28 protein-coding genes and 2 pseudogenes are annotated in these 25,897 nt (G+C 42.6%); 27 read left to right on the forward strand and 3 right to left on the reverse strand.

Going from position 1 to position 25,897, the window contains the following annotated elements; genetic code table 11:
* Positions 1 to 9 precede the first annotated feature (9 nt).
* The 16 genes from ACERC5_RS06230 to ACERC5_RS06305 all read left to right on the forward strand — a co-directional run bounded on the left by ACERC5_RS06230 (position 10) and on the right by ACERC5_RS06305 (position 12,001).
* Positions 10 to 705 carry a DnaD domain-containing protein gene (locus ACERC5_RS06230; protein ID WP_373659035.1) on the forward strand — a complete coding sequence of 232 codons (696 nt, stop codon included), beginning with the start codon at positions 10 to 12 and terminating at the stop codon, positions 703 to 705.
* 69 nt (positions 706 to 774) lie between these two features.
* Positions 775 to 1,458 (forward strand): tRNA (adenine(22)-N(1))-methyltransferase TrmK, encoded by a 684-nt coding sequence (locus tag ACERC5_RS06235; RefSeq protein ID WP_373659036.1) that lies wholly within the window; start codon positions 775 to 777, stop codon positions 1,456 to 1,458.
* Positions 1,448 to 2,242 (forward strand): Nif3-like dinuclear metal center hexameric protein, encoded by a 795-nt coding sequence (locus ACERC5_RS06240; RefSeq protein WP_373660436.1) that lies wholly within the window; start codon positions 1,448 to 1,450, stop codon positions 2,240 to 2,242. Before ACERC5_RS06235 ends, ACERC5_RS06240 begins: the two co-directional genes overlap by 11 nt.
* A 202-nt stretch (positions 2,243 to 2,444) precedes the next feature.
* On the forward strand, positions 2,445 to 3,551 hold the full coding sequence (locus tag ACERC5_RS06245) for an NAD(P)/FAD-dependent oxidoreductase (RefSeq protein WP_373659038.1): 1,107 nt from the start codon (positions 2,445 to 2,447) through the stop codon (positions 3,549 to 3,551).
* Positions 3,552 to 3,596: 45 nt separating this feature from the next.
* The gene (gene rfbA / locus ACERC5_RS06250) at positions 3,597 to 4,466 is read left to right on the forward strand and encodes a glucose-1-phosphate thymidylyltransferase RfbA (RefSeq protein WP_373659039.1); all 870 of its coding nucleotides are present in this window, start codon (positions 3,597 to 3,599) and stop codon (positions 4,464 to 4,466) included.
* Entirely contained in the window at positions 4,466 to 5,059 is a 594-nt protein-coding gene (locus tag ACERC5_RS06255) for a dTDP-4-dehydrorhamnose 3,5-epimerase family protein (RefSeq protein ID WP_373659041.1), read from the forward strand. The genes rfbA and ACERC5_RS06255 overlap by 1 nt, the downstream gene beginning before the upstream one ends.
* Before the next feature lies 1 nt (position 5,060).
* On the forward strand, positions 5,061 to 5,540 hold the full coding sequence (locus ACERC5_RS06260) for a phosphoribosylanthranilate isomerase (RefSeq protein ID WP_373659042.1): 480 nt from the start codon (positions 5,061 to 5,063) through the stop codon (positions 5,538 to 5,540).
* Positions 5,541 to 5,572: 32 nt separating this feature from the next.
* Positions 5,573 to 6,619, forward strand: coding sequence for a dTDP-glucose 4,6-dehydratase (gene rfbB / locus ACERC5_RS06265; protein WP_373659043.1), 1,047 nt, complete (start codon positions 5,573 to 5,575; stop codon positions 6,617 to 6,619).
* A 97-nt stretch (positions 6,620 to 6,716) separates the two neighbouring features.
* Positions 6,717 to 7,988, forward strand: a complete 1,272-nt coding sequence (gene murA, locus ACERC5_RS06270) for a UDP-N-acetylglucosamine 1-carboxyvinyltransferase (RefSeq protein WP_373660437.1) — start codon at positions 6,717 to 6,719, stop codon at positions 7,986 to 7,988.
* Positions 7,988 to 8,176, forward strand: coding sequence for a DNA-directed RNA polymerase subunit beta (locus ACERC5_RS06275; protein ID WP_373659045.1), 189 nt, complete (start codon positions 7,988 to 7,990; stop codon positions 8,174 to 8,176). The genes murA and ACERC5_RS06275 overlap by 1 nt, the downstream gene beginning before the upstream one ends.
* 39 nt (positions 8,177 to 8,215) lie before the next feature.
* Positions 8,216 to 9,043: a DNA/RNA non-specific endonuclease gene (locus ACERC5_RS06280; RefSeq protein ID WP_373660438.1), complete on the forward strand. Its 828-nt coding sequence runs from the start codon at positions 8,216 to 8,218 to the stop codon at positions 9,041 to 9,043.
* Positions 9,044 to 9,107: 64 nt separating this feature from the next.
* A complete protein-coding gene (locus ACERC5_RS06285) occupies positions 9,108 to 9,605 on the forward strand; it encodes a phosphatase PAP2 family protein (RefSeq protein ID WP_373660439.1) in 498 nt (165 codons plus the stop codon).
* Between the two features lie 64 nt (positions 9,606 to 9,669).
* On the forward strand, positions 9,670 to 11,214 hold the full coding sequence (locus tag ACERC5_RS06290; RefSeq protein ID WP_373660440.1) for an ABC-F family ATP-binding cassette domain-containing protein: 1,545 nt from the start codon (positions 9,670 to 9,672) through the stop codon (positions 11,212 to 11,214).
* Positions 11,215 to 11,217: 3 nt separating this feature from the next.
* Positions 11,218 to 11,388: a hypothetical protein gene (locus ACERC5_RS06295; protein WP_373659049.1), complete on the forward strand. Its 171-nt coding sequence runs from the start codon at positions 11,218 to 11,220 to the stop codon at positions 11,386 to 11,388.
* A complete protein-coding gene (locus ACERC5_RS06300; RefSeq protein WP_373659050.1) occupies positions 11,389 to 11,646 on the forward strand; it encodes a hypothetical protein in 258 nt (85 codons plus the stop codon).
* Positions 11,647 to 11,662: 16 nt separating this feature from the next.
* Positions 11,663 to 12,001 (forward strand): hypothetical protein, encoded by a 339-nt coding sequence (locus ACERC5_RS06305; RefSeq protein WP_373660441.1) that lies wholly within the window; start codon positions 11,663 to 11,665, stop codon positions 11,999 to 12,001.
* A 41-nt stretch (positions 12,002 to 12,042) separates the two neighbouring features.
* Here the strand turns inward: ACERC5_RS06305 and ACERC5_RS06310 are convergent, their stop codons facing one another.
* Positions 12,043 to 13,047, reverse strand: coding sequence for a LacI family DNA-binding transcriptional regulator (locus ACERC5_RS06310; protein WP_373659052.1), 1,005 nt, complete (start codon positions 13,045 to 13,047; stop codon positions 12,043 to 12,045).
* 167 nt (positions 13,048 to 13,214) lie between these two features.
* On the opposite strand from ACERC5_RS06310, the gene ACERC5_RS06315 reads away from it, so the two are divergent.
* Positions 13,215 to 14,387 (forward strand): galactokinase, encoded by a 1,173-nt coding sequence (locus tag ACERC5_RS06315; protein WP_373659053.1) that lies wholly within the window; start codon positions 13,215 to 13,217, stop codon positions 14,385 to 14,387.
* A 279-nt stretch (positions 14,388 to 14,666) separates the two neighbouring features.
* Positions 14,667 to 16,151: a UDP-glucose--hexose-1-phosphate uridylyltransferase gene (galT, locus tag ACERC5_RS06320; RefSeq protein WP_373659054.1), complete on the forward strand. Its 1,485-nt coding sequence runs from the start codon at positions 14,667 to 14,669 to the stop codon at positions 16,149 to 16,151.
* A 93-nt stretch (positions 16,152 to 16,244) separates the two neighbouring features.
* Here the strand turns inward: galT and ACERC5_RS06325 are convergent, their stop codons facing one another.
* Complete coding sequence (locus tag ACERC5_RS06325) at positions 16,245 to 16,460, reverse strand: hypothetical protein (protein WP_373659065.1); 216 nt, start codon at positions 16,458 to 16,460, stop codon at positions 16,245 to 16,247.
* Between ACERC5_RS06325 and ACERC5_RS06330 the strand changes: the two are divergent.
* Positions 16,416 to 17,023, forward strand: a pseudogene (locus ACERC5_RS06330) (helical hairpin domain-containing protein); the annotation flags it as partial. The gene ACERC5_RS06325 and the pseudogene ACERC5_RS06330 overlap by 45 nt on opposite strands.
* 39 nt (positions 17,024 to 17,062) lie before the next feature.
* Here the strand turns inward: ACERC5_RS06330 and ACERC5_RS06335 are convergent.
* On the reverse strand, positions 17,063 to 17,926 hold the full coding sequence (locus tag ACERC5_RS06335; RefSeq protein ID WP_373659055.1) for a helix-turn-helix domain-containing protein: 864 nt from the start codon (positions 17,924 to 17,926) through the stop codon (positions 17,063 to 17,065).
* 215 nt (positions 17,927 to 18,141) lie between these two features.
* On the opposite strand from ACERC5_RS06335, the gene ACERC5_RS06340 reads away from it, so the two are divergent.
* The 8 genes and pseudogenes from ACERC5_RS06340 to ACERC5_RS06375 all read left to right on the forward strand — a co-directional run bounded on the left by ACERC5_RS06340 (position 18,142) and on the right by ACERC5_RS06375 (position 25,684).
* A complete protein-coding gene (locus tag ACERC5_RS06340; RefSeq protein WP_373659064.1) occupies positions 18,142 to 18,294 on the forward strand; it encodes a PhrA family quorum-sensing system peptide in 153 nt (50 codons plus the stop codon).
* Between the two features lie 172 nt (positions 18,295 to 18,466).
* A complete protein-coding gene (locus ACERC5_RS06345) occupies positions 18,467 to 18,760 on the forward strand; it encodes a hypothetical protein (protein ID WP_373659056.1) in 294 nt (97 codons plus the stop codon).
* A 21-nt stretch (positions 18,761 to 18,781) separates the two neighbouring features.
* Positions 18,782 to 20,971 carry an ABC transporter permease gene (locus ACERC5_RS06350; RefSeq protein ID WP_373660442.1) on the forward strand — a complete coding sequence of 730 codons (2,190 nt, stop codon included), beginning with the start codon at positions 18,782 to 18,784 and terminating at the stop codon, positions 20,969 to 20,971.
* A gap of 4 nt (positions 20,972 to 20,975) precedes the next feature.
* Positions 20,976 to 21,626, forward strand: coding sequence for an ABC transporter ATP-binding protein (locus ACERC5_RS06355; RefSeq protein WP_373659058.1), 651 nt, complete (start codon positions 20,976 to 20,978; stop codon positions 21,624 to 21,626).
* A 247-nt stretch (positions 21,627 to 21,873) separates the two neighbouring features.
* Positions 21,874 to 22,212 (forward strand): annotated as a pseudogene (locus ACERC5_RS06360) (helical hairpin domain-containing protein); the annotation flags it as partial.
* Between the two features lie 410 nt (positions 22,213 to 22,622).
* Positions 22,623 to 22,919 (forward strand): lactococcin 972 family bacteriocin, encoded by a 297-nt coding sequence (locus ACERC5_RS06365; RefSeq protein WP_373660443.1) that lies wholly within the window; start codon positions 22,623 to 22,625, stop codon positions 22,917 to 22,919.
* 115 nt (positions 22,920 to 23,034) lie between these two features.
* Positions 23,035 to 25,050 (forward strand): DUF1430 domain-containing protein, encoded by a 2,016-nt coding sequence (locus ACERC5_RS06370; RefSeq protein WP_373660444.1) that lies wholly within the window; start codon positions 23,035 to 23,037, stop codon positions 25,048 to 25,050.
* Position 25,051: 1 nt separating this feature from the next.
* Positions 25,052 to 25,684: an ABC transporter ATP-binding protein gene (locus ACERC5_RS06375; protein ID WP_043026237.1), complete on the forward strand. Its 633-nt coding sequence runs from the start codon at positions 25,052 to 25,054 to the stop codon at positions 25,682 to 25,684.
* Positions 25,685 to 25,897: the final 213 nt, after the last annotated feature.

The raw sequence follows: 25,897 nt of genomic DNA on the forward strand, positions 1-25,897 counted from the left end.
GAGGGCGAGATGACAGCTGTCACTTATTATCAGTCAGGGCATGTGGTGCTACCCAGTCAGTTGCTGTTTAACTACCACCACTTGTTTAACAACAGTGAAGACTTTCTTGTTTGGCAATTTTGCTACTTGCAAAACACGACCAATTTACAAGATTTATTACCTAGCCAGATTGCTCAGGCCATTGGTAAGACAGTTGCAGATGTTAATCGGTCCTTTGAGCGTTTGACTGAGGCAGGTCTTTTAGTCATTAAAATCATTGATATTGCTGGGGAGATTGAGACTATTTTTGACACCAGCCCAGCTTTTGAAAAATTAGATACCCTATTACATCAAGGAAAGCCACAGGGTTCTGAATCCGTGGACACCTTGCCTTTGTTTGATGGGTCAGAGTTGAAGTTACTTGTGGACGACTTTCAACGAGAACTGGGGCGTTTGCTCAGTCCTTTTGAACTGGAAGAGTTGGACAAGTTGCTTAAGGAAGTTCAAACCGATCCAGCTTTGATTAGAGAAGCACTAAAAGAAGCGGTGTTTAATGGTAAGACCAATTGGAATTATATCCAAGCCATTTTACGTAATTGGCGCAAAGAAGGTATCTTGACCGTTAGGCAAATTGAGGAGCGCCGCCGTGAGCGTGATCGTCACAAGGTGGAAGAAGTGGCGATTGATGAGGATTTCCGTTTGGCATCTAACCTCTGGGTGGATTAGTTCGTCACAGACTGATTGGCATGTTATGCTTTAATAGTCTTGATTAGAGAACAGTTTAGAAAGATAGCTATGACGATATTACTTTCAAAACGTTTGCAGCAAGTTGCTAGCTTTGTGCCGCAAGGTGCAAGGCTTTTAGATGTTGGCAGCGACCATGCTTACCTGCCTGTCGCCTTGATTGTTGCAGGGCAGATTGAGACAGCAGTCGCAGGTGAAGTGGTTGCAGGTCCATATCAGTCTGCTGTAGATACGGTTGGCTCAGCTGGACTGGAGGATAGGATAATCGTCCGTCTAGCGGATGGTTTGGCTGCTATGAAACCCAGCGATAGGATTGACACCATCACGATTTGTGGGATGGGAGGGCGCTTGATTGCGGAGATTTTAGACAAGGGCAGGGCTGAGCTGTCGACTGTCCGCCGCTTGGTGCTCCAGCCCAATAATCGTGAAGATGATCTCCGCCGTTGGTTGACAGCGCATGGCTATGCTATCGTCGCAGAAGACATCTTAGAAGAAAATGGCAAACGCTATGAAATCATCGTAGCAGAGGCAGGTCAGCAAGAGTTGTCTGAGTTGGATATTCGGTTTGGTCCTTTTTTACGGCAGGACCAATCTCCTATTTTCCTGCAGAAGTGGCAGCAAGAGTGTGCCAAACTGGAAGAAGCTCTTGCAGGTATTCCCATCCAACATGAGGAGACCCGCTCTGCTATTTCCCAAAAAATCCAAGCGATCAAGGAGGTACTGCATGAAAGCTAGTGAGGTGATTGCTCGCTACCAAATCTTTTGTCCGCCTAGTCTGTCTATGGAGGGCGATGTTTCAGGTCTTCAGATAGGAACTCTGGACAAGGATATCCAGCGGGTCATGGTGGCTTTGGATATTCGAGAGGCGACGGTGCTTGAAGCGATTGAAAAGAAGATTGACTTGATTATCGTCAAGCATGCGCCGATTTTTAAGCCCTTAAAACACTTAGTGGCAGATGATTTGCAGACTCAAATTTATTTGAAGTTAATCAAGCATGACATAGCGGTTTATGTCAGCCACACCGATATTGATGTCGTAGATGGTGGGCTCAATGACTGGTTTTGTGAGATGCTGGGCATTCAAGTGACAGATGTTCTGCATGAGACAGCTGACGGTCAGGGGATTGGTCGTGTAGGTGTTATTGAACCTGTGACCTTAGAGGAGTTGGCGCTCAAGGTCAGATCCGTCTTTTCATTAGATAGTGTTCGGCTAGTGACCTATGCACACGATAAGCAGCGTTACATCGAGCGAGTAGCGATTTGTGGCGGTAGTGGCGGCAGCTTTTACAAGGAGGCTCTTGCCAAGGAGGCTGATGTCTATATTACAGGAGACATCTATTACCATACAGCTCAGGAGATGCTGACAGAAGGGCTCTTGGCCATTGATCCAGGGCACCATATCGAGGTTCTCTTTGTCCAGAAAGTCACAGCGCTACTGGAGAGCTGGAAAGCAGATTTGGATTGGTCGGTTGATGTCTATCCATCAACAGTCTCTACCAATCCATTTAGACATTTGTAAGCTGAGGCTAGGACGAAGGTTCTAGTCTTTTTAGCAATGTTCGGTAGATGCCCAAGATGTGGTAAGCTCTTCCGATTGACACAGCTTGGATGATCCGACTAGGTCTTTCTGAGATGGGCAACGAACTCTTTTTATTTATCGAGTTCGAACGCACTCCCTTGTGGTATAATAAAATAGAAATCGCATGAAAAAGGAGAAAATGATGAAAGTTGCCGTTATTGGTGCAGGGATTGTCGGATCAACAGCCGCCTATTACTTGTCAAAAGAAGATGGGATAGAAGTGACCGTTTTTGATGAGGGGGTCGGTCAGGCGACCAAGGCTGCAGCAGGGATTATCTGCCCTTGGTTTGCCAGAAAACGTAATAAAAATTGGTACAAAATGGCGCGTTTAGGGGCTGATTTTTACCAGAACTTGGTAGCTGATGTAACGGCCGATGGCTATGACAGCCGTTTTTACGAGCAGGTGGGGGTTGTGGTCATCAAGTCTCGTCAGGATTTTTTGGAGGAGACTTTAGCTTTAGCCTTGACAAGACGAGAAGAGTCGCCTTTGATGGGGGATGTTAGACTCATCAGTCAGGAAGAGTTGGATCGTCATTATGAGGGGATTGCTGGCTTTGACCAGTACCTCTGGGCATCTGGTGCTGCTCGTGTAGAGGGGTCGGAGCTGACCAAGACCTTACTGGCAGCTAGTGGTGTGTCTGTCGTGACGAAAAAAGTTGGCTTTACTGTCTTGTCTGATGGTCGCTACGAGGTGGATGGGCAGGTCTTTGACCGCTTGATCTTGGCTTGTGGGGCTTGGTTGCCTTTTATTTTGGAGGAACACGGTTATACGGTGGCTGTTCGTCCGCAGAAGGGGCAAATCATTGATTATCAGTTTCGTGAGTTGGACACAGGGAGCTATCCTGTCATCATGCCACACGGTGAGGGAGACATTATTCCGTTTCGTGAGGGCGAGTTATCTGTCGGGGCCTCGCATGAGGATAAGATGGGGTATGATTTGACCTTAGACCCTGAGGTGCTTGCGGGACTGGAAGCCAAAGCTCTGCCATTTTTTCAAAAAATTGCTGGCGCAGACAGCAAGAGCTACCGTGTCGGTATCAGGGCCTACACGCCCAATTATGCGCCCTTTTATGGGCAAGTGCCGGGGCTTTCAGGCGTGTATGCCGCTAGTGGGCTGGGGTCGTCTGGCTTGACGACAGGTCCTTTGATTGGACGTGAGCTGGTGCATTTGCTGATGGGAGAGACAGGGCAGCTCGACCCTAGTGACCATCCGATTGGGACGGTGGTGGTAAGAGCTGACAAATCTTAAAAAGTGTGGTATAGTAAAGAAGATTACATGACAAGGAGCTTACCGATGAAAGGTATTATTCTGGCAGGTGGGTCAGGGACTCGCCTCTATCCGTTGACAAGAGCCGCTTCCAAGCAGCTTATGCCGATTTATGATAAGCCGATGATTTACTACCCATTGTCAACCTTGATGTTGGCTGGGATTAAAGAAATTTTGATTATTTCGACACCTCAGGATTTGCCTCGCTTTGAGGATATGTTGGGAGATGGGTCTGAGCTGGGAATTTCCCTGTCTTATGCGGTGCAACCAAGTCCAGATGGTCTGGCTCAAGCCTTTATCATTGGTGAAGAGTTTATCGGAGATGATAGTGTTTGCTTGATTTTAGGAGACAATATTTACCACGGTAATGGTCTGACCAAGATGTTGCAACGTGCGGCTTCTAAAGACAAGGGTGCGACCGTCTTTGGTTACCAAGTCAAAGATCCTGAGCGCTTTGGCGTCGTCGAATTTGATGACAATATGAACGCCATTTCTATCGAAGAAAAGCCTGAACAGCCAAAATCAAACTTTGCGGTGACTGGGCTTTACTTCTACGATAATGATGTCGTGGAAATCGCTAAGAACATTAAGCCAAGTCCTCGTGGTGAACTTGAAATTACAGATGTCAATAAAGCTTACCTTGACCGTGGCGATTTGTCTGTCGAGCTGATGGGGCGTGGTTTTGCTTGGTTGGATACAGGAACGCATGAGAGTTTGCTAGAGGCATCTCAGTACATCGAGACGGTGCAACGCCTGCAAAATGTCCAAGTAGCAAACCTCGAAGAAATTGCCTACCGCATGGGCTACATCACAGATGATCAAGTCAGTGAATTAGCGCAGCCATTGAAGAAAAATGAATACGGGCAGTATTTGCTCCGTTTGATTGGAGAGGCTTAATGACGGAACAATTTTTTGATAAAGAATTAGCCTGCCGCAAGATTGAAGCTATTCCAGGTCTCTTGGAATTCGATATTCCAGTACGCGGGGACAATCGTGGTTGGTTCAAAGAAAATTTCCAGAAGGAAAAAATGGTGCCCCTGGGCTTTCCAGAGAGCTTTTTTGCAGAAGGTAAGTTGCAGAACAATGTCAGCTTTTCCCGTAAGCATGTCTTGCGTGGCCTTCACGCTGAGCCTTGGGACAAGTACATCTCGGTAGCAGACGGCGGTAAGGTTCTGGGGACTTGGGTTGACCTTCGTGAAGGGGAGACTTTCGGTAATACCTACCAGACCATCATTGACGCCAGCAAGGGGATTTTTGTGCCTCGGGGTGTTGCCAATGGTTTTCAAGTTTTGTCAGACTTCGTTGCCTATAGCTATTTGGTCAATGACTACTGGGCCTTGGAGCTCAAGCCTAAGTATGCCTTTGTCAATTATGCAGATCCAAGTCTTGGCATTGAGTGGGAGAATCTCGCAGAAGCCGAAGTCTCAGAAGCTGATAAAAACCATCCGCTACTCAAAGACGTCAAACCTTTGAGAGCTGAGGATTTGTAAGATGTATCAAGAATTTTTAATGATTGCCAGAGAATTAAATCAGATTGGTATCGTTCCACTTCTGATGGGGTCGGTTGGACTAGAGCAAGTGACTGGTCGGGATTGGCAATCCAGAGACTTAGATATTCATGTGCCGAGTGATCTGCGTGGCTGGGAAGCTCCTGATGAGGGACGGATTTATCGCTTTGATGAGCTGAATGCCATCATGGAAAGGCTAGGTTATCAGTTGGTTGACCGCCACGAGCATGAGTTTCAAAAAACTGGAAAATCTGTTGAATTTGGTGGGCTACATTCGCTGCCGAACTTTGCTGGTGTAGACCTAGAAGAAGTAGAAGATGAGGGCGTTCATTATTATTTGCCAAACGTGGAACAGTACCTCAAGATTTATCTGGCATCCTCAAAAGATAGCTACCGTGCTGAGAACAACAATCAAAAAGATTTTGCAAAAATTGCCTATCTGAAATCGATAGTAAATCGTTAGAGTAAGTCATTCTAATAAAAATTGGAGAAAACATGTCAACATTTAAACACATCATCGTCACAGGTGGAGCTGGTTTTATTGGCTCAAACTTTGTGCATTACGTTTACAACAATCATCCAGATGTCCATGTGACGGTCTTGGATAAATTGACCTACGCGGGTAACCGTGCGAACTTGGAAGCCATCTTAGGTGACCGAGTGGAGTTAGTGGTCGGTGACATCGCAGATGCCGAATTGGTGGACAAGTTGGCTGCAAAGGCGGATGCTATTATCCACTATGCAGCTGAAAGTCATAACGATAACTCCCTCAATGACCCATCGCCGTTTATCCACACCAACTTCATCGGGACGTATACCTTGTTGGAAGCGGCTCGTAAATACGATATTCGTTTCCACCACGTATCAACTGATGAAGTTTATGGTGATTTGCCATTGCGTGAGGACCTGCCAGGTCATGGCGAAGGTCCAGGTGAGAAATTCACAGCGGATACCAAGTATAACCCTAGCTCGCCTTACTCCTCTACCAAGGCAGCGTCTGACTTGATTGTCAAGGCTTGGGTACGTTCATTTGGCGTGAAGGCGACCATTTCCAACTGTTCAAACAACTATGGCCCTTACCAGCACATTGAGAAATTTATCCCACGCCAGATTACCAATATCTTGTCTGGTATCAAGCCAAAACTCTACGGTGAAGGGAAAAATGTCCGTGACTGGATTCACACCAACGATCACTCATCAGGTGTCTGGATCATTTTGACTAAGGGACAAATCGGTGAAACCTATCTGATTGGTGCCGATGGTGAGAAGAACAACAAGGAAGTGTTGGAGCTGATTTTGGAGAAAATGGGTCAACCGGCTGATGCCTATGACCATGTGACCGACCGTGCAGGGCACGACCTTCGCTATGCGATTGACGCTAGCAAGCTCCGTGATGAACTGGGTTGGACACCAGAATTTACCAACTTTGAAGCGGGTATCGAAGAAACCATCAAGTGGTATACCGATAACCAAGACTGGTGGCAGGCAGAAAAAGCAGCTGTTGAAGCCAACTATGCTAAGACTCAAGAAGTGATTAAGTAAGTAAAGACGGGAAACCGTCTTTTTACATGCAGGAAAATGTTAAAACAATGGAAATCATGGTATAATAGAACTGAATTAATGTCTAAGGATGGAGAATATGGAACAAATAATCATCGACGGCGGTCAAACTCGTTTACAGGGAGAAGTGACGATTGAGGGAGCAAAAAATGCAGTTTTACCGCTGTTAGCTGCAACGATTTTGGCCAAAGATGGTCAAACTACCCTGCGTCATGTCCCTATTTTGTCAGATGTGTTTGTTATGAATGACGTGGTTAGAGGCTTAGGTATCACGGTAGACTTTAACCAAGAGCAAAATGAAATCACAGTAGATGCGACAAACTTTATTGACCATACCGCTCCGTATGAGTATGTTAGTCGGATGAGAGCCTCTATCGTTGTTCTTGGACCAATCTTAGCACGTTGTGGCGAAGCCGTTGTATCAATGCCAGGGGGCTGTTCTATCGGCAGTCGTCCTATTGATTTGCACTTGAAAGGCTTAGAAGCGATGGGAGCTGAGATTACTCAGTTTGGTGGAGACATTACCGCTAAGGCGGCCAAACTCAAGGGAGCCAATATCTACCTTGATTTCCCGAGTGTTGGAGCCACTCAGAACCTAATGATGGCGGCAACCTTGGCTGAGGGCAAGACAGTCATTGAGAATGCAGCGCGCGAGCCTGAAATTGTCAATTTAGCTGTCTTACTCAATAAGATGGGGGCAGATGTTAGAGGAGCTGGTACGGAAACGCTGACCATCATAGGAGTGAAACATCTCCACGGAGCAGAGCATGATGTGGTTCAAGATCGCATTGAGGCTGGTACATTTATGGTAGCAGCAGCGATGACAAGCGGTGATGTCTTGGTAAAAGACGCTATCTGGGAGCATAATCGACCCTTGATTTCTAAGTTACTGGAAATGGGTGTTGAAGTGACAGAAGAAGCAGGGGGCATACGAGTTCGGTCAGCTGTGCAAAACTTGAAACCTGTCAGTGTTAAAACCTTGCCACATCCAGGTTTTCCAACCGATATGCAAGCCCAGTTCACAGCACTGATGGCTGTTGTCAAAGGAGAGTCATCAATGATTGAGACTGTCTTTGAAAACCGCTTCCAGCATCTCGAAGAGATGCGCCGTATGGGACTTCACACAGAGATTTTGCGAGATACCGCCCTTATCCATGGTGGAGGTAATTTGCAAGGTGCTAAGGTCATGTCAACCGATTTACGAGCCAGTGCCGCTCTCATTTTAACAGGTCTAGTTGCAAAAGGGCAAACAACGGTGACTAAATTAGAACACTTAGACCGTGGCTATTATCAATTTCATGAAAAACTAGCAAGTCTTGGAGCCTCTATCCGTCGTGAAGGAGGTGCTTAGTGGAAACTGGCTGGAAATATGTTGTCAAGCGTCTAGGGATGATGCTGTTTGTTGCCCTTCTTTGCTTGCTTTTTCTGTCACTTGGCTTGATGATTGGCTATGGTGCTCTCGGTGATGGTGACAATGCCACAGCAATTTTATCCCTTGAAAAATGGCGAGAGCTCATTGGTAAGTTTACTGGACAATAAGGAGTTGTCATATCATCACCAAAAAAATTAAAATCATCGTTGACCTCCGTACTAGTTCTAATCGTTGTCACCATTCTTGGCTTATCCAGTGGTCAGCTTGATTCATTCAAGCAGTTACTTGGAGATAACTCATCGGGATTAGTGACAAAGACTTGGTCTGCTGCCGTTGACCCACTAGAAGAGGATCCAAGCAAAGCGTTGGCAGAGTCAGTCTTGACTGACCGGGTGCTTGAGCAGTTAGGAAATGATATTGCTTGGAATGGCGTTGGCGCATTTGTCATCAATGGTAACAAGACCAATCTCAATGCGGCTGTTGCTAGCTTGCCTTATGTCAATAATGAGACAAAGACTATTCAAGGTCGCACAGTTCCTTGGCGAGCAAATGCTCTGTTGAACAAGTCGACGCGTCAGTATCGGGATCGGAGTAGTACAGGTCAGGGAGGAAATGACTACCGGCCACCAGCTTGGCATCAACGCCATGACTTACCTGGGGAGTATGACCATGCCGTGGATAGAGGACACCTCATCGGTTATGCTTTAGCAGGAGGTTTGGCAGGGTTTGATGCCTCAACGAGCAATCCCCAAAACATTGCAACGCAGACAGCTTGGAGCAACCAAGCCAATGATTATGGATCAACTGGACAGAATTACTATGAAGCTATTATCCGAAAAGCTCTGGATAATAATAAAACAGTGCGTTATCGGGTGACACTTATTTATGATGGTGAGAATCTACTTTCAAGTGGTACCCATCTGGAAGCCAAGTCTTCTGATGGACAAGTGGAGTTTAACGTTTTTGTTCCCAACGTTCAGGAAGGATTGACCTTTAACTATCATAACGGTCAGGTCTATCTAGATAAAGTTTAATAACAGTCCTAGACTAGAACGCTCACAAAGCACACGAGAAAGAAGACAATAGACAAATAAGGCGATGTCAACAAAAAATTATAAGCAATTTTATGAGCAAATCGCTGCTCCATGGCAACATAACCCAAACATTCTTGAGCTGAGCAATCGGTTATTGACCTACTCTATCTATTTGCTCTATCCTGCGGTATTGCTTTATCGCTTTTTTGGAGTTGGTTTTGGGGCAATAGCAGAGCTAATCATCTGGCCAGCTGTTGGATTTTTACTTGTTTCTGGGCTTCGGCGATTGTTCAATCAGCCCAGACCCTACGAAACTTGGAACATTCAGCCCTTGATAAAAAAAGACACTAGTGGTCAATCTTTTCCCAGTCGACATGTCTTTTCAGCTACAGTGATTGGGACGGTATTTTTGTCCGTTCAGCTTGGATTGGGGGTTTTTGTTCTGTCTTTGGCTGCCTGTCTGGCAATGGTCCGAGTGGTCGGTGGGGTTCATTATCCCAGAGATGTCATCGCAGGTTTTTTACTGGGGATTTTGCTAGGCCTACCTGTTTTTTTCTGGTAAAACATGATAAAATAGACATTAAGCTAGGTGTTGCTCAGCTATTTTTTAAGGAAAAAGAAAACACATGAGTATTTTAGAAGTAAAGAATTTAAGCCACGGTTTTGGTGACCGAGCGATTTTTGAGAACGTGTCCTTCCGCCTGCTCAAGGGTGAGCATATCGGCCTTGTCGGGGCAAATGGCGAGGGGAAGTCGACCTTCATGTCCATCGTGACGGGCAAGCTCCAGCCAGACGAGGGCAAGGTTGAGTGGTCCCGTTATGTGACGGCGGGTTATTTGGATCAGCATGCGGTCTTGAAAGCAGGAATGACGGTTCGTGATGTCCTAAGGACAGCCTTTGATGAACTCTTTAAGACCGAAGCCCGCATCAATGAAATTTATATGGCAATGGCAGATGAAGGTGCGGATATGGATGCCTTGATGGAGGAAGTCGGTGAGCTACAAGACCGTCTGGAGAGCCGTGATTTTTATACCTTGGATGCCAAGATTGACGAGGTGGCACGAGCCCTTGGGGTCATGGACTACAGCATGGATAAGGATGTGACCGAGCTGTCTGGTGGCCAGCGTACTAAGGTGTTATTGGCTAAATTGCTGCTTGAAAAACCAGACATTCTGCTCTTGGACGAGCCGACCAACTATCTGGATGCTGAGCATATTGACTGGCTCAAGCGCTACCTGCAAAACTACGAGAATGCCTTTGTCCTCATTTCCCACGATATTCCTTTCTTGAATGATGTCATTAACATCGTCTACCACGTGGAAAACCAGCTCTTGACCCGCTACTCTGGTAACTATTACCAGTTCCAAGAGGTGCACGCCATGAAGCGTGCCCAGCTGGAGGCGGCTTACGAGCGCCAGCAAAAGGAAATTGCTGACTTACAGGACTTTGTCAATCGCAATAAAGCGCGTGTTGCCACCCGCAACATGGCCATGTCCCGCCAGAAAAAGCTGGACAAGATGGATCTCATCGAGCTACAAGCAGAAAAGCCAAAGCCGAGCTTTGACTTTAAGATGGCTCGTACACCTAGCCGCTTTATCTTCCAGACCAAGGACTTGGAAATCGGCTACGATCGTGCCCTGACCAAGGCACCGCTCAATCTGACCTTTGAGCGCAACCAGAAGATTGCCATCATCGGTGCCAACGGTATCGGGAAATCGACCCTGTTGAAGAGTTTGCTGGGCATTATTCCTCCGATTGCTGGCGAGGTGGAGCGAGGCGAGTATCTGGAGTTGGGCTACTTTGAGCAGGAAGTGGCTGGTGGCAATCGTCAGACCCCGCTAGAAGCGGTCTGGGATGCCTTTCCAGCGCTTAACCAAGCCGAAGTCCGTGCTGCCCTTGCCCGCTGTGGCTTGACCAGCAAGCACATCGAGAGCCAGATTCAGGTCTTGTCAGGTGGTGAGCAAGCCAAGGTGCGTTTTTGTCTGCTCATGAACCGTGAAAACAATGTTCTGGTGCTGGACGAGCCGACCAACCACCTGGATGTGGATGCCAAGGACGAGCTCAAACGCGCCTTGCAAGCTTATAAAGGCTCCATTCTCATGGTCTGCCACGAGCCTGATTTCTACGAAGGTTGGGTCGATGCCGTTTGGGATTTTAATGAGATGAGTTAAGTGATGCCAAACGAGATTTACGGTGCTATTTTAGATAGTGGTGAACGGGCTTATACCTTAATGAGTGAGGTCTTTGCTCCTCTGAGTCTAAAGCTTGAAGACTATAACTGGCTGGTATCACATTATTGGATTTATCATATAGATGAAATTCCCTGGGATAAGGATTATACATAGTTGACCGGTGAACAATTGAGACAGGTCTTTGAAAAGTATCCAGCACATCAATGGATTTGGGCTGTTCTATCAGGTAGTGAAGAATTGTGGCAGCTGCCTCTAACTTGCCTTCATCCCTTAGCTCGCCATGAGATAGTTGCTTGGGACTCTACCCTGACCTTGGTTAAAAGTGTTCAGAAAGAAGTGGTTGACAGTTTTCGAGAAGCCTTCCCCCTGAGTGACGATTTGAAAGATTGCATAACATCTTATGAGCTGTGAGGAGGAGAAAACAGTAATGAGTGTTGAGGATAATTTAGTGTTATTAAAAGTGACTAAAGCGCATCAGGGAGAAGGTTTATTTCCTACTTTTTCAATCGGAACACCCGTCCACCACATGACCCCTTGTGGGAAGTATCCTAACTGGTTTTCTTGTGACATAGCGGGGCACAAAACCTATATTCCCAATCATTTCGTGGTTGCTAATCGTTTGATCGTTGATTACAATCCCACGGAGTTAGTTGTCGCAGTAGGTGATCAGGTGGCAATGCTAGAATGCCATGACCAGTGGGCTCTTGTTGACCATGATGGACAAATAGGATGGTTACCAGTGGAGATATTGCAAAAGAATGACTAGACATAAAGAATCCCTCGCTAAACTTTAGCGAGGGATGATGCTTATAAGCTGCTGTCTCTAATGGTTAATTTTGTTGCTAACTTAATCAGAGTTGGAATGGCGTGGCTGGGTTTTACAAGGGCTTGGTGAATCATATCCACAGCAGTTTTCCCCATTTCTTCAGTGTAGACGGTAACGCTGGATAAGGCTGGATAGACCTGCCTAGTAATTGGCGTGTCGTTAAATGAGATGAGGGAGACGCGTTCTGGAACGGCAATCTGGTGCTCTTGGAGCGCCCTTAGGGCACCGAGTGCCATGGTGTCATTCGCGATGAAAAAGGCTGTTGGGAGTTGATCGCCTAATTCTTCGATAGCTGCTGACATCAATTGATAACCAGATGGTGCTGAAAATTCGCCAACATAGACATATTTTGGTTGGTAGATGCCAAGCTCAGTCATGTAATTTTTGAAGGTACGAAAACGCTGATCGACTAGAGTTAACTCCCCGTCAGTGGTTTGTTCCTCACCAGCTAGCATACCAATGCTGCTCAGCTTTTTGTCTAAAAAGTAATCCAAAACACGCACTACCGCATGATCAAAATCAGTGGTCACACAGGAATAACCTACCTCGAGCGTATCGCTGTCCACAAAAATTAGATTGGGGCAACGGCTTTCGAGGTCCTTAATTTGCTTAGGGCTAAATTTTCCAAGAGCAATAATGGCAGCAATGTCTTTGTCCAAAGCGTAAATATCATTGTTAAAAAAGCGTAAAATATCATAGCCTAGCTCTTCAGCCCGTCGTTCAACGCCTAAACGAATGGCGTAGTAGTAGAGGTCATTGAGTTCCTCTTGTTCACTGTACCATTGCAAAATGGCGATGGTCTTTGATGAGGTCAAAGGTGAAGAGGCTGGTCGAAGGTGTTTGGTGTAGTTCAGCTCGTTGGCAACAGCCAAAATCTTTTCACGTTTTTCATCGCTGACAGATAGGTTGGGGTCTTGATTAAGAACGCGTGAAACAGTAGCTGTTGACACCTGTGCTTTTTCTGCAATGTCTTTGATAGTTGTCATGTTCATTCTCCTTGGCAAACTTTTAGTCATATTATAGCATAAAAATAAGCAATCTTTAGTAAAATTATATCACAAAAACATTTTTAGTAAATGTTTAGTAAAAACTTGTTTTTAATTGATTGCTATGCTATAATAACAGTGACAGAATAAACAAAAGGAGTCTCACGATGAACACTATAGAACTAAATCAACAATTCACAGATATCTTTTTCACAGAAGCAGATGCAACCTTTTTTTCACCAGGACGGATTAACCTGATTGGTGAGCATACGGATTACAATGGTGGACATGTTTTTCCTGCGGCTATTACGCTGGGAACTTACGGGGCAGCTCGCAAGCGAGATGATCGAAAAATCCGTCTTTATTCCGCTAATTTTGAACATCTTGGGATTATTGAGATTGATTTGGACAACCTGACGTTCAACAAGGCAGACAACTGGACCAATTATGTCAAGGGAGTTATTAAATTTTTGCAAGAAGCAGGGCATGCGATTGAGACAGGCTTTGAAGCCTTTGTCTATGGTACCATTCCAAACGGTGCAGGACTGTCCTCATCGGCATCGCTGGAGCTCTTGATTGGCATCATTGCTGAAGAGCTCTATGGTCTCAAGCTGGATCGTCTGGACTTGGTCAAAATCGGCAAGAAAACCGAAAATGAGTTTATCGGAGTGAATTCTGGTATCATGGATCAGTTTGCCATCGGGATGGGAGCGGATAATCGCGCCATTTACTTGGATACCAATACCTTGGATTATGAGCTGGTGCCACTGGACTTGGGTGACCACGTCATCGTTATCATGAATACCAACAAACGCCGTGAATTAGCGGATTCCAAGTACAACGAACGCCGTGCGGAATGTGAAAGAGCTGTCGAAGAGTTCAATGCTGTCTTGAACATCCAGACCCTTGGTGAGTTGAGTAGTACGGAGTTTGACCAATATGCCTACCTCATCAAAGATGCCAACCGCATCAAACGGGCTCGCCATGCGGTGTCTGAAAATGAGCGCACGCTTCGTGCTTTAGAGGCTCTCCAAGCGGGCAAACTAGAAGAATTTGGTCGTCTGGTCAACGCGTCCCATGTCTCCTTGGAGCATGATTATGAGGTCACGGGGCTAGAGTTGGATACGCTAGCTCATACCGCTTGGGAGCAAGAGGGCGTGCTTGGGGCTCGCATGACAGGAGCTGGCTTTGGCGGCTGTGGCATTGCCATTGTGAAAAAAGATAAGGTAGATGCCTTTACGGAAAATGTAGGTCGGACCTACACCGAGATTGTTGGTTATACCCCATCATTCTACATGGCAGAAATCGCTGGCGGCAGCCGTGTCCTATCAAGGAAGTGAGAGTAGGACAGAAATCGTGATGTTACCACCGATTTCCCCTCGTGTCTTCTTTTTATGACTCGGGCTGAAACAGTCTCTCAGACTGTTTCACTCCTACCTCCGCATAGCTCAAACAGCCTGGGAATAGGCTGTTTGAGGTTGGAAATTTAGCGAGTGAAACTTACCACAGACGCAAGGGTTATCAAAGCCTTAAGGCGAAGATAACCCAGTCAACTACTGCGTCTTGTTTATCTGATAAAAATTGGTTACCAACTGATTTTGAAATAAAGGAAAAATATGATGGCAAAACTAATCAATACCTTTGTAGAGCAGGTCATTGAGAGCTCTCATTCTGTCTACACAAAGATGGACAGCATTTATCTGGTCAATCGGGTTCTCGCGCTTGTCGGAGAAGAAGAAGCTGATCGTGAAACAGCTGCCGCAGAGTTGATTGCGCTCAAGGAAGAGTTGGTAGATGTGGCGGTTGAAAATGGCCGTTGCGGCTCGCTTTTTGAAGAGCGAGACTGCCTTGGTGCGGAGCTGATGAATGTCATCACACCACCGCCAAGTGTGGTTAATGAACGCTTTTGGACAACATATGCGGAGCAGCCAGAGCAGGCCATTGCAGAATTCTACGACCTGTCCCAGAAAAATGACTATATCAAGCTGGATGCCATTTCTAAAAACATCGCCTTTGAGACGCCGACGGCCTATGGGAACTTGCAAATCACCATCAACCTATCCAAGCCCGAGAAAGACCCTAAAGCGATTGCGGCGGCGAAACTCCTCAAGCAGTCTAGCTACCCATTGGATCAGCTGGCTATGGAAAATGAGGGTTATCAGGGTCGCCTTGACCACCCGGCTCGTGCCAATCACCGGATTATCCGCGTGGATCTGGGGGAGGAGCGGTGGGGATTTCAGTATTCGCCCTATGCTTATTTCAACGAGCACTGCATCTTTCTAAACACCGAGCATGTGCCTATGGTCATCAGTCGCACCACCTTTGAGCAGCTCTTGGAGTTGGTAGAAATTTTTCCAGGCTACTTTGCAGGCTCCAATGCCGACCTGCCCATCGTAGGCGGTTCTATCCTGACCCACAACCACTATCAGGGTGGTCGTCATACCTTTCCTATGGAAATGGCAGAGCTGGATCATCAGTTTGCCTTTTCAGGATATGAAGACATCACAGCTGGTATTGTCAAATGGCCGATGTCGGTGATTCGTCTGACAGGAGCGGACAAGGAGCGGTTAGTGGATTTGGCGGATAAGATTCGACTGGCTTGGTCAGGTTATTCTGATCCAGACTTAGATATTATTGCTAAAACAGGCGATGAACCACATCACACGGTGACACCGATTGCGAGACGGCGTGGGCAACTGTTTGAGCTAGACCTTGTCCTGCGTGACAATCATACCTCAGATGACCACCCAGACGGGGTCTACCACCCCCATAAGGATGTCCAGCACATCAAAAAAGAAAATATCGGTCTCATTGAGGTCATGGGCTTGGCGATTTTACCTCCACGATTGAAAGAAGAACTAGCAGAAGTTGAGAAGTACCTGCTTGGTCAGGACAATCAGCTAGCAGACTATCATAAAGATTGGGCAGACCGTATCAAGGCGACACAGCCAGATCTGACTAAAGATACGGTCACCACCATCGTCCAAGGAGCTGTTGGACAAGTCTTTGCTCGTGTACTGGAAGACGCTGGCGTCTACAAGCGAGATAAGGAGGGACAATCAGGTTTTTTGCGGTTTGTGGAGAGTGTTGGAGTAACTGGATAATAAATTAAGTTAAACAGTACAATAGGGCATCTCCTGTGATTGACTTAAAATCACAAGGGATGTCCTATTTTGACGTTGACTAAATATTTTTAATCATTTTGGCCAGAGATCCTTAAGTGTCTCCATCAGTGGTGTTAGTCGCTTCTTTTCTGAAATGAGGTGGGTCATATAAAAGGGGAGACTAGCACGTTCATCGGTAATCAAAAGCATTTTGCGATTGTTATTCTTAATCGAATGTCCAGAGAGATTGGTCGAGAAGTATGCCAGAACTTGGATATTCATGAGAGCGATCAGGACAAGACCTACCATGTCTTTATCCGAGAGACCGCCCAGTTTTCATCTACAATAAAGAGAACTCTGACCTCAACCGCTACATGCGAGGACGTGAACTAATCCGCCAACTCACTCACGACAGCAAGTATATCCCTAGACGCAGACGACCGAATATGACCAGTCTTAAAGAGAAAATAGCAGAGCTTAATCTTCTTATTGAATTAGACCTTAACAACCAATCTTACCAGGAAGTCAAAGACGAACTCATCAAAGAAATTGCCCAGCTGGATTTGACCATCACGGATTTACAGGATAAGGTCGCTCATCTCAACAAGGTAGCAGAGGTTCTGCTTAATCTCAACAACTCCGACTCAGAAAACAGACGGCTAGCCAGGTATGATTATGCTAAGATGAATCTGACCGCAGCTATAACACTTGAGCAGCTAGAGCTAGAAGTAAGAATGTTTCAAAAAAATCTTGGAGAAGCCATTGATTTTTACGAATATAAAGTTAGAAGATTAGAGAAATTTTCCAACATACTTGATAAAACAAAGTATCAAAATATCACCAATTTAGAACATGAAACTAAATCAATCTAGTTATTTAACGTTTAAGAAGAACTTAAAAGTCAAAATCAATTAAGTAGCATCTAATTCCTTTAAATAATTCTCTATTTTCATAAGCATTAAGGGATTGTTATAAATCTTGCATAACTCTCGTGCTTCTATATAATAATTTTTGACTTGTTCTTTGTCTAGAAATTGAGCTCCAGCATTTCCGACAAGAATGAGTAGGGGAGCTAGTTGGTAGCTTGTTTGCCGCTCTTTACAGATCTCGATCGTTTCAAGAGCTTCTTGGACGGCTTCGTTATATTTTTCCTTTGACACTAAATAGTGAGCGTAGTTGTAGCGAACTCTGATGTAACCAAATAAAAACTCTTGATGATCTAGATTTTTTGTCTGATACAACTCCATTAAATGAGAGTAGTTTGCTTTATATTCTTGTTCACGGCCAACGAGGGAGTAGAAATTAGATAGTGTGTTCAGTGCCTTTAAGTAAATTAAAGTAGTTGAGGATACTTTTGATAATATATTTTCCAAGTGGGAGATGGCCTCAAACTGAAGGTTATATTGGTAGAAGTCAATGATAGCTTTAATCCATTCAAGGTAAGTTCGGTCTTCTAGTGTTAGAAAGGTGCTTCGGCCAACCTCTATTTTATAAAGATATTCTAAATCGTCATAATTCCTATCGTCTAGTAGACTGGAAGATAGGTGTTTGAAGTTGGACAGGTTAGACTTGATTTCAATTTGTTCATTGAAAAAGTAATCTAATGGGACTTCAAGTCGCTGAGAAAGTTTAAACAAAAGGTCAGCGGATGGAATGAAGTGTCCCCTCTCAATCTTACTGATCTGGCTCTGTTCGCAAATCCCTTCTGCCAGGGTTTGTTGGGAGAGTCCTAGTTCTTTTCTTTTTAATCTGAATTTTTCAGCGAGTATACTCATAAAAACAATATTTCCTTCTATTTTTCTGAATCCAGTATATAACATTTAGTTAAAAATGGCAAATTCCCATGAAATAACATTACTGTTTATAATAATAAAAAAAAGTAAAAAAACGCATAAAAACAATTGACTAAATAAAATGTATCTGTTAAGATAAAGACAAGGAAACAGAAAGGGGTTTCACAAATGAAGAAAAATCGTGGAATTCACGTGGAATTCAAAAATTAGCTATATTAGTATTATTAGGGTTTTTTACGTTTAGTAATACAATTCCTTACCAACAGTTTATTCAGAAGAATAAACGATTGGAGATTCGAGTAGAATCGCAAAAGAAGTCTGATGGTCTTGATGTTGGGAAGGCTGATTAGTTGATTAGTTGATTAAATGATAAAGATACTATTAACTTTATAGTATTTCTGTTTTATCTAATTTTTAATTAGAAAGAAGGGATTCCAATGTACTAGGATGTGATTTGTAGAAACTTTTAAACACAGTCGTTGCTATTGTTAGATTTTAAGTGAAAGAAATGGGGACTTTACGATGAAAAAAAGTATTAAAAAAATGGTTACAACATCTTTACTTACACTGACTTTGGCGGGTGCAGGTAGTTCTATCGTTTCAGCTGCAACAGTTTGGTATAATGGTACTGCAGTTTATTGGGATTATGGTCGTACCGCTGGTCTTTGGAGCTATTCACACGTTCAATCTGGTGTTTACGAACATTCAGCAACTGCGAATGGAGCATTCTCAGGATGGAAACGACCTGGGGTTGAAGCACGTGCATCTAAATACATCGGAACTGATACTGCCGAATGCTATTGGAATTGTCGGTAAGTGCATATGATTTACAAAAACATGTTATTAGGTAAGATGAAATACTTAATCCTGTTTTTGGTTGCTATTCAGAGTACTTTATTTACTCTGATGGCAATTTTTTTTACAGGTTTACAGTATCAAAATTCATGGAGGAGCTATAATCATAATTCAGGGACGTTAACTGTTTATCTTCAAAGACTAACAGAAGAGCAATCGCAAAATGTATTTAATTATTTTTTAGAGCAAAGAGATTTGTCTATTTGGACAAAACGTTTTGAAAGTAGTGATACAGGCGAAGGGGTAAATAGGATTTATATAGATGTCCTTGGTAGTCCGACTGGTTTTTCAGATTTTATCAATAGTGGTGGTAAAACAGTTGTATCACAACAACAATTTGGAGAGTTATTATCTCATAAGGATAATTATATGACTATTGGACTTGATAAAGGCTCCAATAATATGCTTTACGAATTACCAGATTTACTATTTACTACACCAGTAGTCATTGATCGATTAGATTATATCTTCCAAAATACAAATACAATCAGTGGAATCTATTATATTAATGGTCTTCATGAAGCTACAGCACGGGATACTTTCTTGATAAATCTTTCAACAATTACAGGCATCTCTGTTGAGGATTTAACGAAAGAAAGGTTTGGAAGTAATACCGACGAAGGAATTTGGGCAATAGTACTAGCCATTAGTATCTTGGTAAATGCACTTATTTTACTTATCCTATTCTTGCTTTGTGTTCTTCAATCCTTTAAACACTTTGGAACGTTGATTCTATTAGGTTGGGATAGAAAAGAATTGTGGTCAGCTTTTTTCAAGCCTTCTTTACTATTTTCTATTTATATTATTCCTCTTGTATCTTTAGGTATTTGGTTTGTGTCAGGCTGGTTTACTTTTGGACTATCGTCCTTAATTCCAGTTTTTGAAGGATCAAGTCTTTCAGTTTTATTACTTCTGTTGACACTAGTTATTCCAAGTATTATTGTTTATTCGGTTTCTCCATTAGCTGCAATCCATAAACGCTTGCCAATGAAACCACTAATGGCAATTAGTTTGTTATTTTATGCTTTGGTGGCTGGTCTATTAATTACAGTTAGTCATTCTTTAGATGCACCAATGAATCAGTTTATTGATAATATAAAAGTATCTAGAGAATGGAAAAATGTGGAAGACATGTATGTTATCTCAGGTTTTGTTGAGGGAGATGATATAGGAACTTACGCAGGAACAACGAACTCTTTCGAGAGTAGTATGTATCAGTTTTATCAACGAATTTCAGATATCCCAGGTGTTTACATTGCGCAAGGTGAATATCTTGGTCAGGAGTATCTTGATACAATCTATGGTACCTACCAACATGTCCCAAGAAAACCATTTTGGTACTTAAACTACTCATATAACTATCTACAGGACCTAGGTATTAAGTTAAGTGATGAAGAGCTACTAGAAGTAAGCAATGGCACTCGCTTATATCTTTTACCTGACACACTCAGTATAGAAGAGATTGAAGTGATGAAGGCTCATTTGCAAGAAAGTGTAAAAGTAAAACCAGGGGATTTACAAACTAGATTCACAGAAAACCCCAAGTTTATGTTTAGAGTCTACCATCCATCTGAGTCAATATTTACTTGGTCAACTTCTATTTCTCAGGGTGTTACTAGTAAAGAGCCAGTTATTTTTGTATCGGCACCAGAAAATTTATATTTTATGGAGTCAGCAAACCTAGCTGTAAGTGGTTATGATGGTATTTTGAAGGTCCGTGATCAGGAAACAATGAATCATGTGACATCCATTTTAGAAACAGATTTTCCTGATTTAGCAGACAATAAGTTGACGTTTACAACGGTCAAGGATTTTATTAATGGACTGCAAAAAGATTTGAGTTATACTTTCTATCTTTTCGGTACTATAATAGCTATTATCATCGTTACAATGATGGCTATTTTCTGGAGTTTTGTCTTGGTTTATCGGCTATTATTTGAAGAGAAATTGTATGTTCAATACTTTATGGGATTCTCACCATGGAAGAGATATATTGGTGTCCTTTCTCTTGTTGTTGGTTTTTCTATAGTAGAATTATTAGCTTCTATCTTACTCGGATCTAAGTTGGGAATAGTAATGACACTAGCTACATTTGCTTTTCAATTGATGCTTCTTTACTTCAGTCTGTTTCGTAAAGAAGGAGAGAGTATTTTAAAATCATTCAAGGGGTGATCTAATGTCTATGATTTCAGTACAAAATGTATCTAAAAAGTTTGGCTCAAGAGAAATTTTTAGAGGCTTGAGTTTTGATGTTGAAGAAAATGAGTTTGTGGCTTTGGTAGGGCCTTCTGGTTCTGGGAAATCAACTATACTCAATATGATTGGGCTCTTGGATAATGTTGATAGTGGCAAAATTTTAATCAACGGGAAAGTTTTGCCTAAAGTGAATTCGCAATCGGCGGTTCATTATCGAAAGAATGTCATCAATTATCTATTTCAATCCAATGCCCTCATTTCTACATCTAGCGTGAAAGATAATTTGATGCTTGCCATGACTTTTACGGATTTCTCTAAGCAAGAGAAGGAGCAAAGAATTAAGGAAACTCTACAATTCGTTGGTTTAGAAAATCGATTAAATAGCAAAATCAATGAATTGTCTGGTGGTGAACAGCAGAGAATTGCGATTGTGAGGGCTATTTTAAAGCCAGGCGATATTGTCCTAGCTGATGAACCTACTGGCTCGTTGGATCCTGAAATGTCACAAAAAGCATTTGATTTGATTCGAACTTTGAGAGATCAATTTGGCAAAACAATTTTGATTGTTACGCATAATATGGAGCAAGCAATGCAGTGTGATCGAGTTATTTCACTGGAGTCAGTTTTGTGAGTTAATTCAGTTATCATTACCAATTGAGATAGATTTTTTAACCTATGGAACATTGAAAGGGGGCAAACATGAAAACATTTGAATACTATGTTATACGACGACCAAGTTTGCATAGTCATTTAGAATTATAAACTCATGTATTGGTTGAAAATTATATCGATGACGTCCTCTGTCTGCATATAATTACTAACAATGAATTAAGTGTAGAACACTTTATAAATTCTGTCTAGTTTAGTGTAACCGATTCAAGTTAATCAAAGACATTGCCCAGCTGGATTTGACCATCACGGATTTACAGGATAAGGTCGCTCATCTCAACAAAGTAGCAGAAGTCCTTCTCAACCTCAACAATTCCGACCCAGAAAACAGACGGCTAGCCAGATATGACTATGGCAAGATGAATCTGACACCAGCCATTAAACTGGAGCAGCTGGAGAAAGGGATTGAAGAAAATCAAAATTCTCTAATAAAATGGATAGACGACTACGAATATAAGGTTAGGAGATTAGAGGAATTGGTAAACATAGTTGATAAGCAAAGACATCAAAATCAAACAAATTATGAAAACAAAAATATATCACTTTAGAAGGGATGTTCTGCAAAAAAAAACAATAAAATAAGCACAAAAATCCTTGACAAACCAATTTAAATATGGTATTGTAAAATCAAGTAAGAAAGAGCTTACAAAAAAATAATAATTAACTATAATTTCAATTACTTTTAATCTTAATAGAATCAAATACTAATACGAATATTCCCGTTAATATTATCTAAATTGTTAGTGAAAAATTAAGTTGAAAGGGAAAATATTTGTTTGTATAGTGGATTCTAGATAAATTAATAGATATTAAAGTAAGAACTCTGTCTGTAGAAAGGAACGTGCAGTTAGAAAGGAGGAAAAAATAGGATACTATAATTCAGACTGAGATTTCTAATTAAAATATTTAGTTGCATTTCGCTCATTTTCATAATATTTCATTTTAGAGGAGTAATACTATGTTAAAAATTAGAAAAGTAGTTGCATCATCCCTTGCTGTTTTGGCATTTAGTTTGGCTCTTCCTGTTTTGGCGGTTTCTCATTATGGTGGCGATTGGAACTATGGAGGCCACCATAATCCGAATAATTGGGGAGCATTCTCGAACTATTATCACGAAGAAAAGTATCATTACTCTTACGTTGGTAGTCTGGAACGAGATAATGAAAAATCAGGTGAAGCAGCAGCACATAGCACCTCATATGCGTTTATCAATACTAATCTCGGTGAAAAAGTTAAGTTTGCGGCATGGTGGTAAAGAGTAACCTGAGATGAATTCTTTTATTGCAAGCGTCAGTAAGCTTGTTAGTATCTTGTTAGTATATAGAGGACAGGATTATTTCTGTCCTCTATTTTAGAATAGGGAACATGCTATGAAAAAACTATTTATACTCATATCCAACCTGCTTGCTAGTTTGTTCTTTGTTTGGGTATTTACCATTTGGACTGATACATATGTCTCCCATTATTACCCTAACATTGCTGTACTTGATTCTTCCTCTGAGACAACTTTTCAGCAAGTTGCGGAACACTTGGAAAAACTAGCAGAAGAAACGGATAGCTTTATTGCGATTCAACACCAAGATCCTAACTCAGAAGGTACTACAGTTTTTTCTTATACGACCTTTGGGGACGGAAAGTTGCCTGATGGGCTTCAGGAGAGAAAGTTTGAAGACGCTCAAAGTAGCAGTGTTGAAACGAATTACTTTATATTTGATGGACACCTAGATATTCACTTGCTAAGGGAGGAGCTAAGTCAACTTGGCTTGACTAACATGCACCTGAGAATTCCATCTAAACTGTCTACGTTAATGGCTATCTTTAGTAACGGATTTCAGTTAATCAGTCTATTGATTTTCATCTTAACCTTTGGAGCACTGACTTTAATTAGCCAAATTAGCCAATTACGGTCGTCGGGCATTCGCCTCATTTCAGGAGAGAAACGGTGGTCCATTTTCCTTAGACCAGTTGGTGAGGATTTGAAAGGGATAGCTGTTGGTTTCAGTTTAGCTGGCGTGCTCACTGTTGTTTTGCAAAAAATTCTGTCGCTTCCAAAGGAATCTCTAATGACCATAGGAGCAGGCTTGCTCAGTTATAATCTCATCTTGATGTTAATCTCTCTATTTTTCGCCCAACTCTTCGCAGTTGGGATAAAAAAGGTACACCTGATGCAGATTATAAAAGGGCAAGTGCCTGTCAGAGGAATCATTAGTTTGATTTTAATCGGTCAACTATTAGCGGTTATTATTGTGACGCTGGGAATAGGGAGTAGCTTAAAGTATTCCCAAGCCTGGCAACAGCATCGGATTGGACAAGAGGTTTGGAGTCAGGAAAGGCAGCTGACTATCCTAGCGACTAGTCGTGAAGGGATAACGATAGGTTTAGATGAAAAGGCTCAAAGGCAGCGTAGAACGTGGTACCAATTGATGGTTCAGGCTGTTTCAGAACAAAAGGCTTTCTTATCTAGACACCAGTTAATTGACCGTACTTTGCAAAATGGCATGGCTTCCTCCAAAAATTTGACAACCTCTACAGAATGGCACGATTACAGCCCGAATGGCAATGTCCTTATCGTCACACCGCAATACTTGGAGCGTCAAAACATTCCTGTAGATACAACTATTGAGCAAAAGATGAATCACCTTGATGTAGGGGAGTTTGTCTTGTTGTTGCCTGAACACCTCCGTTCAGAGGAAGAACATTATAAATCTGTTTTTGAAGACGACTTAACCAGTCGCATGTCTAGTCAAGATGAACGACAGCAAATGACTGCTACGGTAGGTTATTTGGAATCAGGTCAGGATCGTTTTGTGTATAATACGACCCCTATTTCTTACCAGCAGTTTTTGAAAGATCCAATCATCATTGTTATAACACCCCAATCAACTGGTCCACAGTCCATTTGGTTTTGGGTAGACGCAGTACAGAACTATGTTCTCTTTAATCAATTGTCTGATGCCCAGGAGCTTATCCAGAGACAAGGTATTGAAAATTGGGTCTCAGAAATGCCATCGGGATATAACAACTACATCACATTATCGAATAATATCCAGAGGGAACGTTGGGTAATGTTGGCGGGAGCGGTGCTTGGGATTGCAACTTCGATTTTGCTGTTTAACACTATGAATAGGCTCTACTTTGAAGAATTTAGACGTGCCATCTTTATCAAACGGATTGCAGGTCTTAGATTCTTAGAAATCCATCGTACTTACCTCTTGGCTCAACTGGGTGTGTTTTTACTGGGATTTGTGGCGAGTGTATTCCTTCAGGTAGAGGTAGTGGTTGCTTTTTTAGTCTTATTGCTCTTTATTGGTGTATCTCTTTTACAACTACATGTCCAAATGCAGAAAGAAAACAAGATGTCCATGCTTGTTTTGAAGGGAGGTTAATATGATTGAACTTAAACGGGTAAGTAAGTCTTTTGGAGAAAGAGAGTTGTTTTCGAATCTTTCAATGACATTTGAGGCTGGGAAAGTCTATGCCTTGATCGGTTCAAGCGGTAGTGGGAAAACAACCTTAATGAACATGATGGGGAAATTAGAACCTTATGATGGGACGATTTTTTACCGAGGTAAAGACTTGGCCAGTTATAAGTCGAGTGATTTTTTCCGTCACGAATTGGGTTACCTCTTCCAGAACTTTGGCTTGATTGAAAATCAAACCATAGAAGAAAACCTTAAACTAGGTCTCGTTGGTCAAAAGTTGAGTCGGTCGGAGCAACGATTGAAACAGAAGCAGGCCTTAGAACAGGTCGGTCTGTCTTACCTTGACCTCGATAAACGTATTTTTGAGTTATCTGGCGGAGAGTCGCAGCGGGTTGCTTTGGCAAAAGTTATCTTAAAGAATCCACCCTTTATTTTGGCAGATGAACCGACGGCTTCCATAGATCCGGCAACCTCTCAGTTGATTATGGAGATATTGTTGTCTCTTAGAGATGATAATCGGCTAATCATTATCGCGACCCACAATCCGACAATCTGGGAAATGGCTGATGAAGTGGTCACTATGGATAGTCTGAAATAAAAATCCCCTGTTTCAATAGCATTTTAAGTTACCGAAATATTATCTTGACTTGATACTTGAAGTTAATTTAGGATTGAAGTTTATTAATTCTGGCTCTTTGTCAACTGTAGTGGGTTGACCCACTTAACACCGAGAGAGGACAGTTCTTGTCTTCTCTCGTTTTATGTTTATGGCAATGAAAATGCGAGTTTTGTCTTTTCAAAGTTTCTGAAA

It is taken from the genome of Streptococcus sp. E24BD (assembly GCF_041807825.1).
Lineage (GTDB): Bacteria > Bacillota > Bacilli > Lactobacillales > Streptococcaceae > Streptococcus > Streptococcus entericus.

What these genes read in the sequence shown, in the direction of transcription:
- ACERC5_RS06230 (WP_373659035.1), top strand. Translation starts at nt 10, where the DNA reads ATGACAGCTGTCACTTATTATCAGTCAGGGCATGTGGTGCTACCCAGT.
- ACERC5_RS06235 (WP_373659036.1), top strand. Translation starts at nt 775, where the DNA reads ATGACGATATTACTTTCAAAACGTTTGCAGCAAGTTGCTAGCTTTGTG.
- ACERC5_RS06240 (WP_373660436.1), top strand. Translation starts at nt 1,448, where the DNA reads ATGAAAGCTAGTGAGGTGATTGCTCGCTACCAAATCTTTTGTCCGCCT.
- ACERC5_RS06245 (WP_373659038.1), top strand. Translation starts at nt 2,445, where the DNA reads ATGAAAGTTGCCGTTATTGGTGCAGGGATTGTCGGATCAACAGCCGCC.
- rfbA (WP_373659039.1), top strand. Translation starts at nt 3,597, where the DNA reads ATGAAAGGTATTATTCTGGCAGGTGGGTCAGGGACTCGCCTCTATCCG.
- ACERC5_RS06255 (WP_373659041.1), top strand. Translation starts at nt 4,466, where the DNA reads ATGACGGAACAATTTTTTGATAAAGAATTAGCCTGCCGCAAGATTGAA.
- ACERC5_RS06260 (WP_373659042.1), top strand. Translation starts at nt 5,061, where the DNA reads ATGTATCAAGAATTTTTAATGATTGCCAGAGAATTAAATCAGATTGGT.
- rfbB (WP_373659043.1), top strand. Translation starts at nt 5,573, where the DNA reads ATGTCAACATTTAAACACATCATCGTCACAGGTGGAGCTGGTTTTATT.
- murA (WP_373660437.1), top strand. Translation starts at nt 6,717, where the DNA reads ATGGAACAAATAATCATCGACGGCGGTCAAACTCGTTTACAGGGAGAA.
- ACERC5_RS06285 (WP_373660439.1), top strand. Translation starts at nt 9,108, where the DNA reads ATGTCAACAAAAAATTATAAGCAATTTTATGAGCAAATCGCTGCTCCA.
- ACERC5_RS06290 (WP_373660440.1), top strand. Translation starts at nt 9,670, where the DNA reads ATGAGTATTTTAGAAGTAAAGAATTTAAGCCACGGTTTTGGTGACCGA.
- ACERC5_RS06295 (WP_373659049.1), top strand. Translation starts at nt 11,218, where the DNA reads ATGCCAAACGAGATTTACGGTGCTATTTTAGATAGTGGTGAACGGGCT.
- ACERC5_RS06305 (WP_373660441.1), top strand. Translation starts at nt 11,663, where the DNA reads ATGAGTGTTGAGGATAATTTAGTGTTATTAAAAGTGACTAAAGCGCAT.
- ACERC5_RS06310 (WP_373659052.1), bottom strand. Translation starts at nt 13,047, where the DNA reads ATGACAACTATCAAAGACATTGCAGAAAAAGCACAGGTGTCAACAGCT.
- ACERC5_RS06315 (WP_373659053.1), top strand. Translation starts at nt 13,215, where the DNA reads ATGAACACTATAGAACTAAATCAACAATTCACAGATATCTTTTTCACA.
- galT (WP_373659054.1), top strand. Translation starts at nt 14,667, where the DNA reads ATGGCAAAACTAATCAATACCTTTGTAGAGCAGGTCATTGAGAGCTCT.
- ACERC5_RS06325 (WP_373659065.1), bottom strand. Translation starts at nt 16,460, where the DNA reads ATGGTAGGTCTTGTCCTGATCGCTCTCATGAATATCCAAGTTCTGGCA.
- ACERC5_RS06335 (WP_373659055.1), bottom strand. Translation starts at nt 17,926, where the DNA reads ATGAGTATACTCGCTGAAAAATTCAGATTAAAAAGAAAAGAACTAGGA.
- ACERC5_RS06345 (WP_373659056.1), top strand. Translation starts at nt 18,467, where the DNA reads ATGAAAAAAAGTATTAAAAAAATGGTTACAACATCTTTACTTACACTG.
- ACERC5_RS06350 (WP_373660442.1), top strand. Translation starts at nt 18,782, where the DNA reads ATGTTATTAGGTAAGATGAAATACTTAATCCTGTTTTTGGTTGCTATT.
- ACERC5_RS06355 (WP_373659058.1), top strand. Translation starts at nt 20,976, where the DNA reads ATGTCTATGATTTCAGTACAAAATGTATCTAAAAAGTTTGGCTCAAGA.
- ACERC5_RS06365 (WP_373660443.1), top strand. Translation starts at nt 22,623, where the DNA reads ATGTTAAAAATTAGAAAAGTAGTTGCATCATCCCTTGCTGTTTTGGCA.
- ACERC5_RS06370 (WP_373660444.1), top strand. Translation starts at nt 23,035, where the DNA reads ATGAAAAAACTATTTATACTCATATCCAACCTGCTTGCTAGTTTGTTC.
- ACERC5_RS06375 (WP_043026237.1), top strand. Translation starts at nt 25,052, where the DNA reads ATGATTGAACTTAAACGGGTAAGTAAGTCTTTTGGAGAAAGAGAGTTG.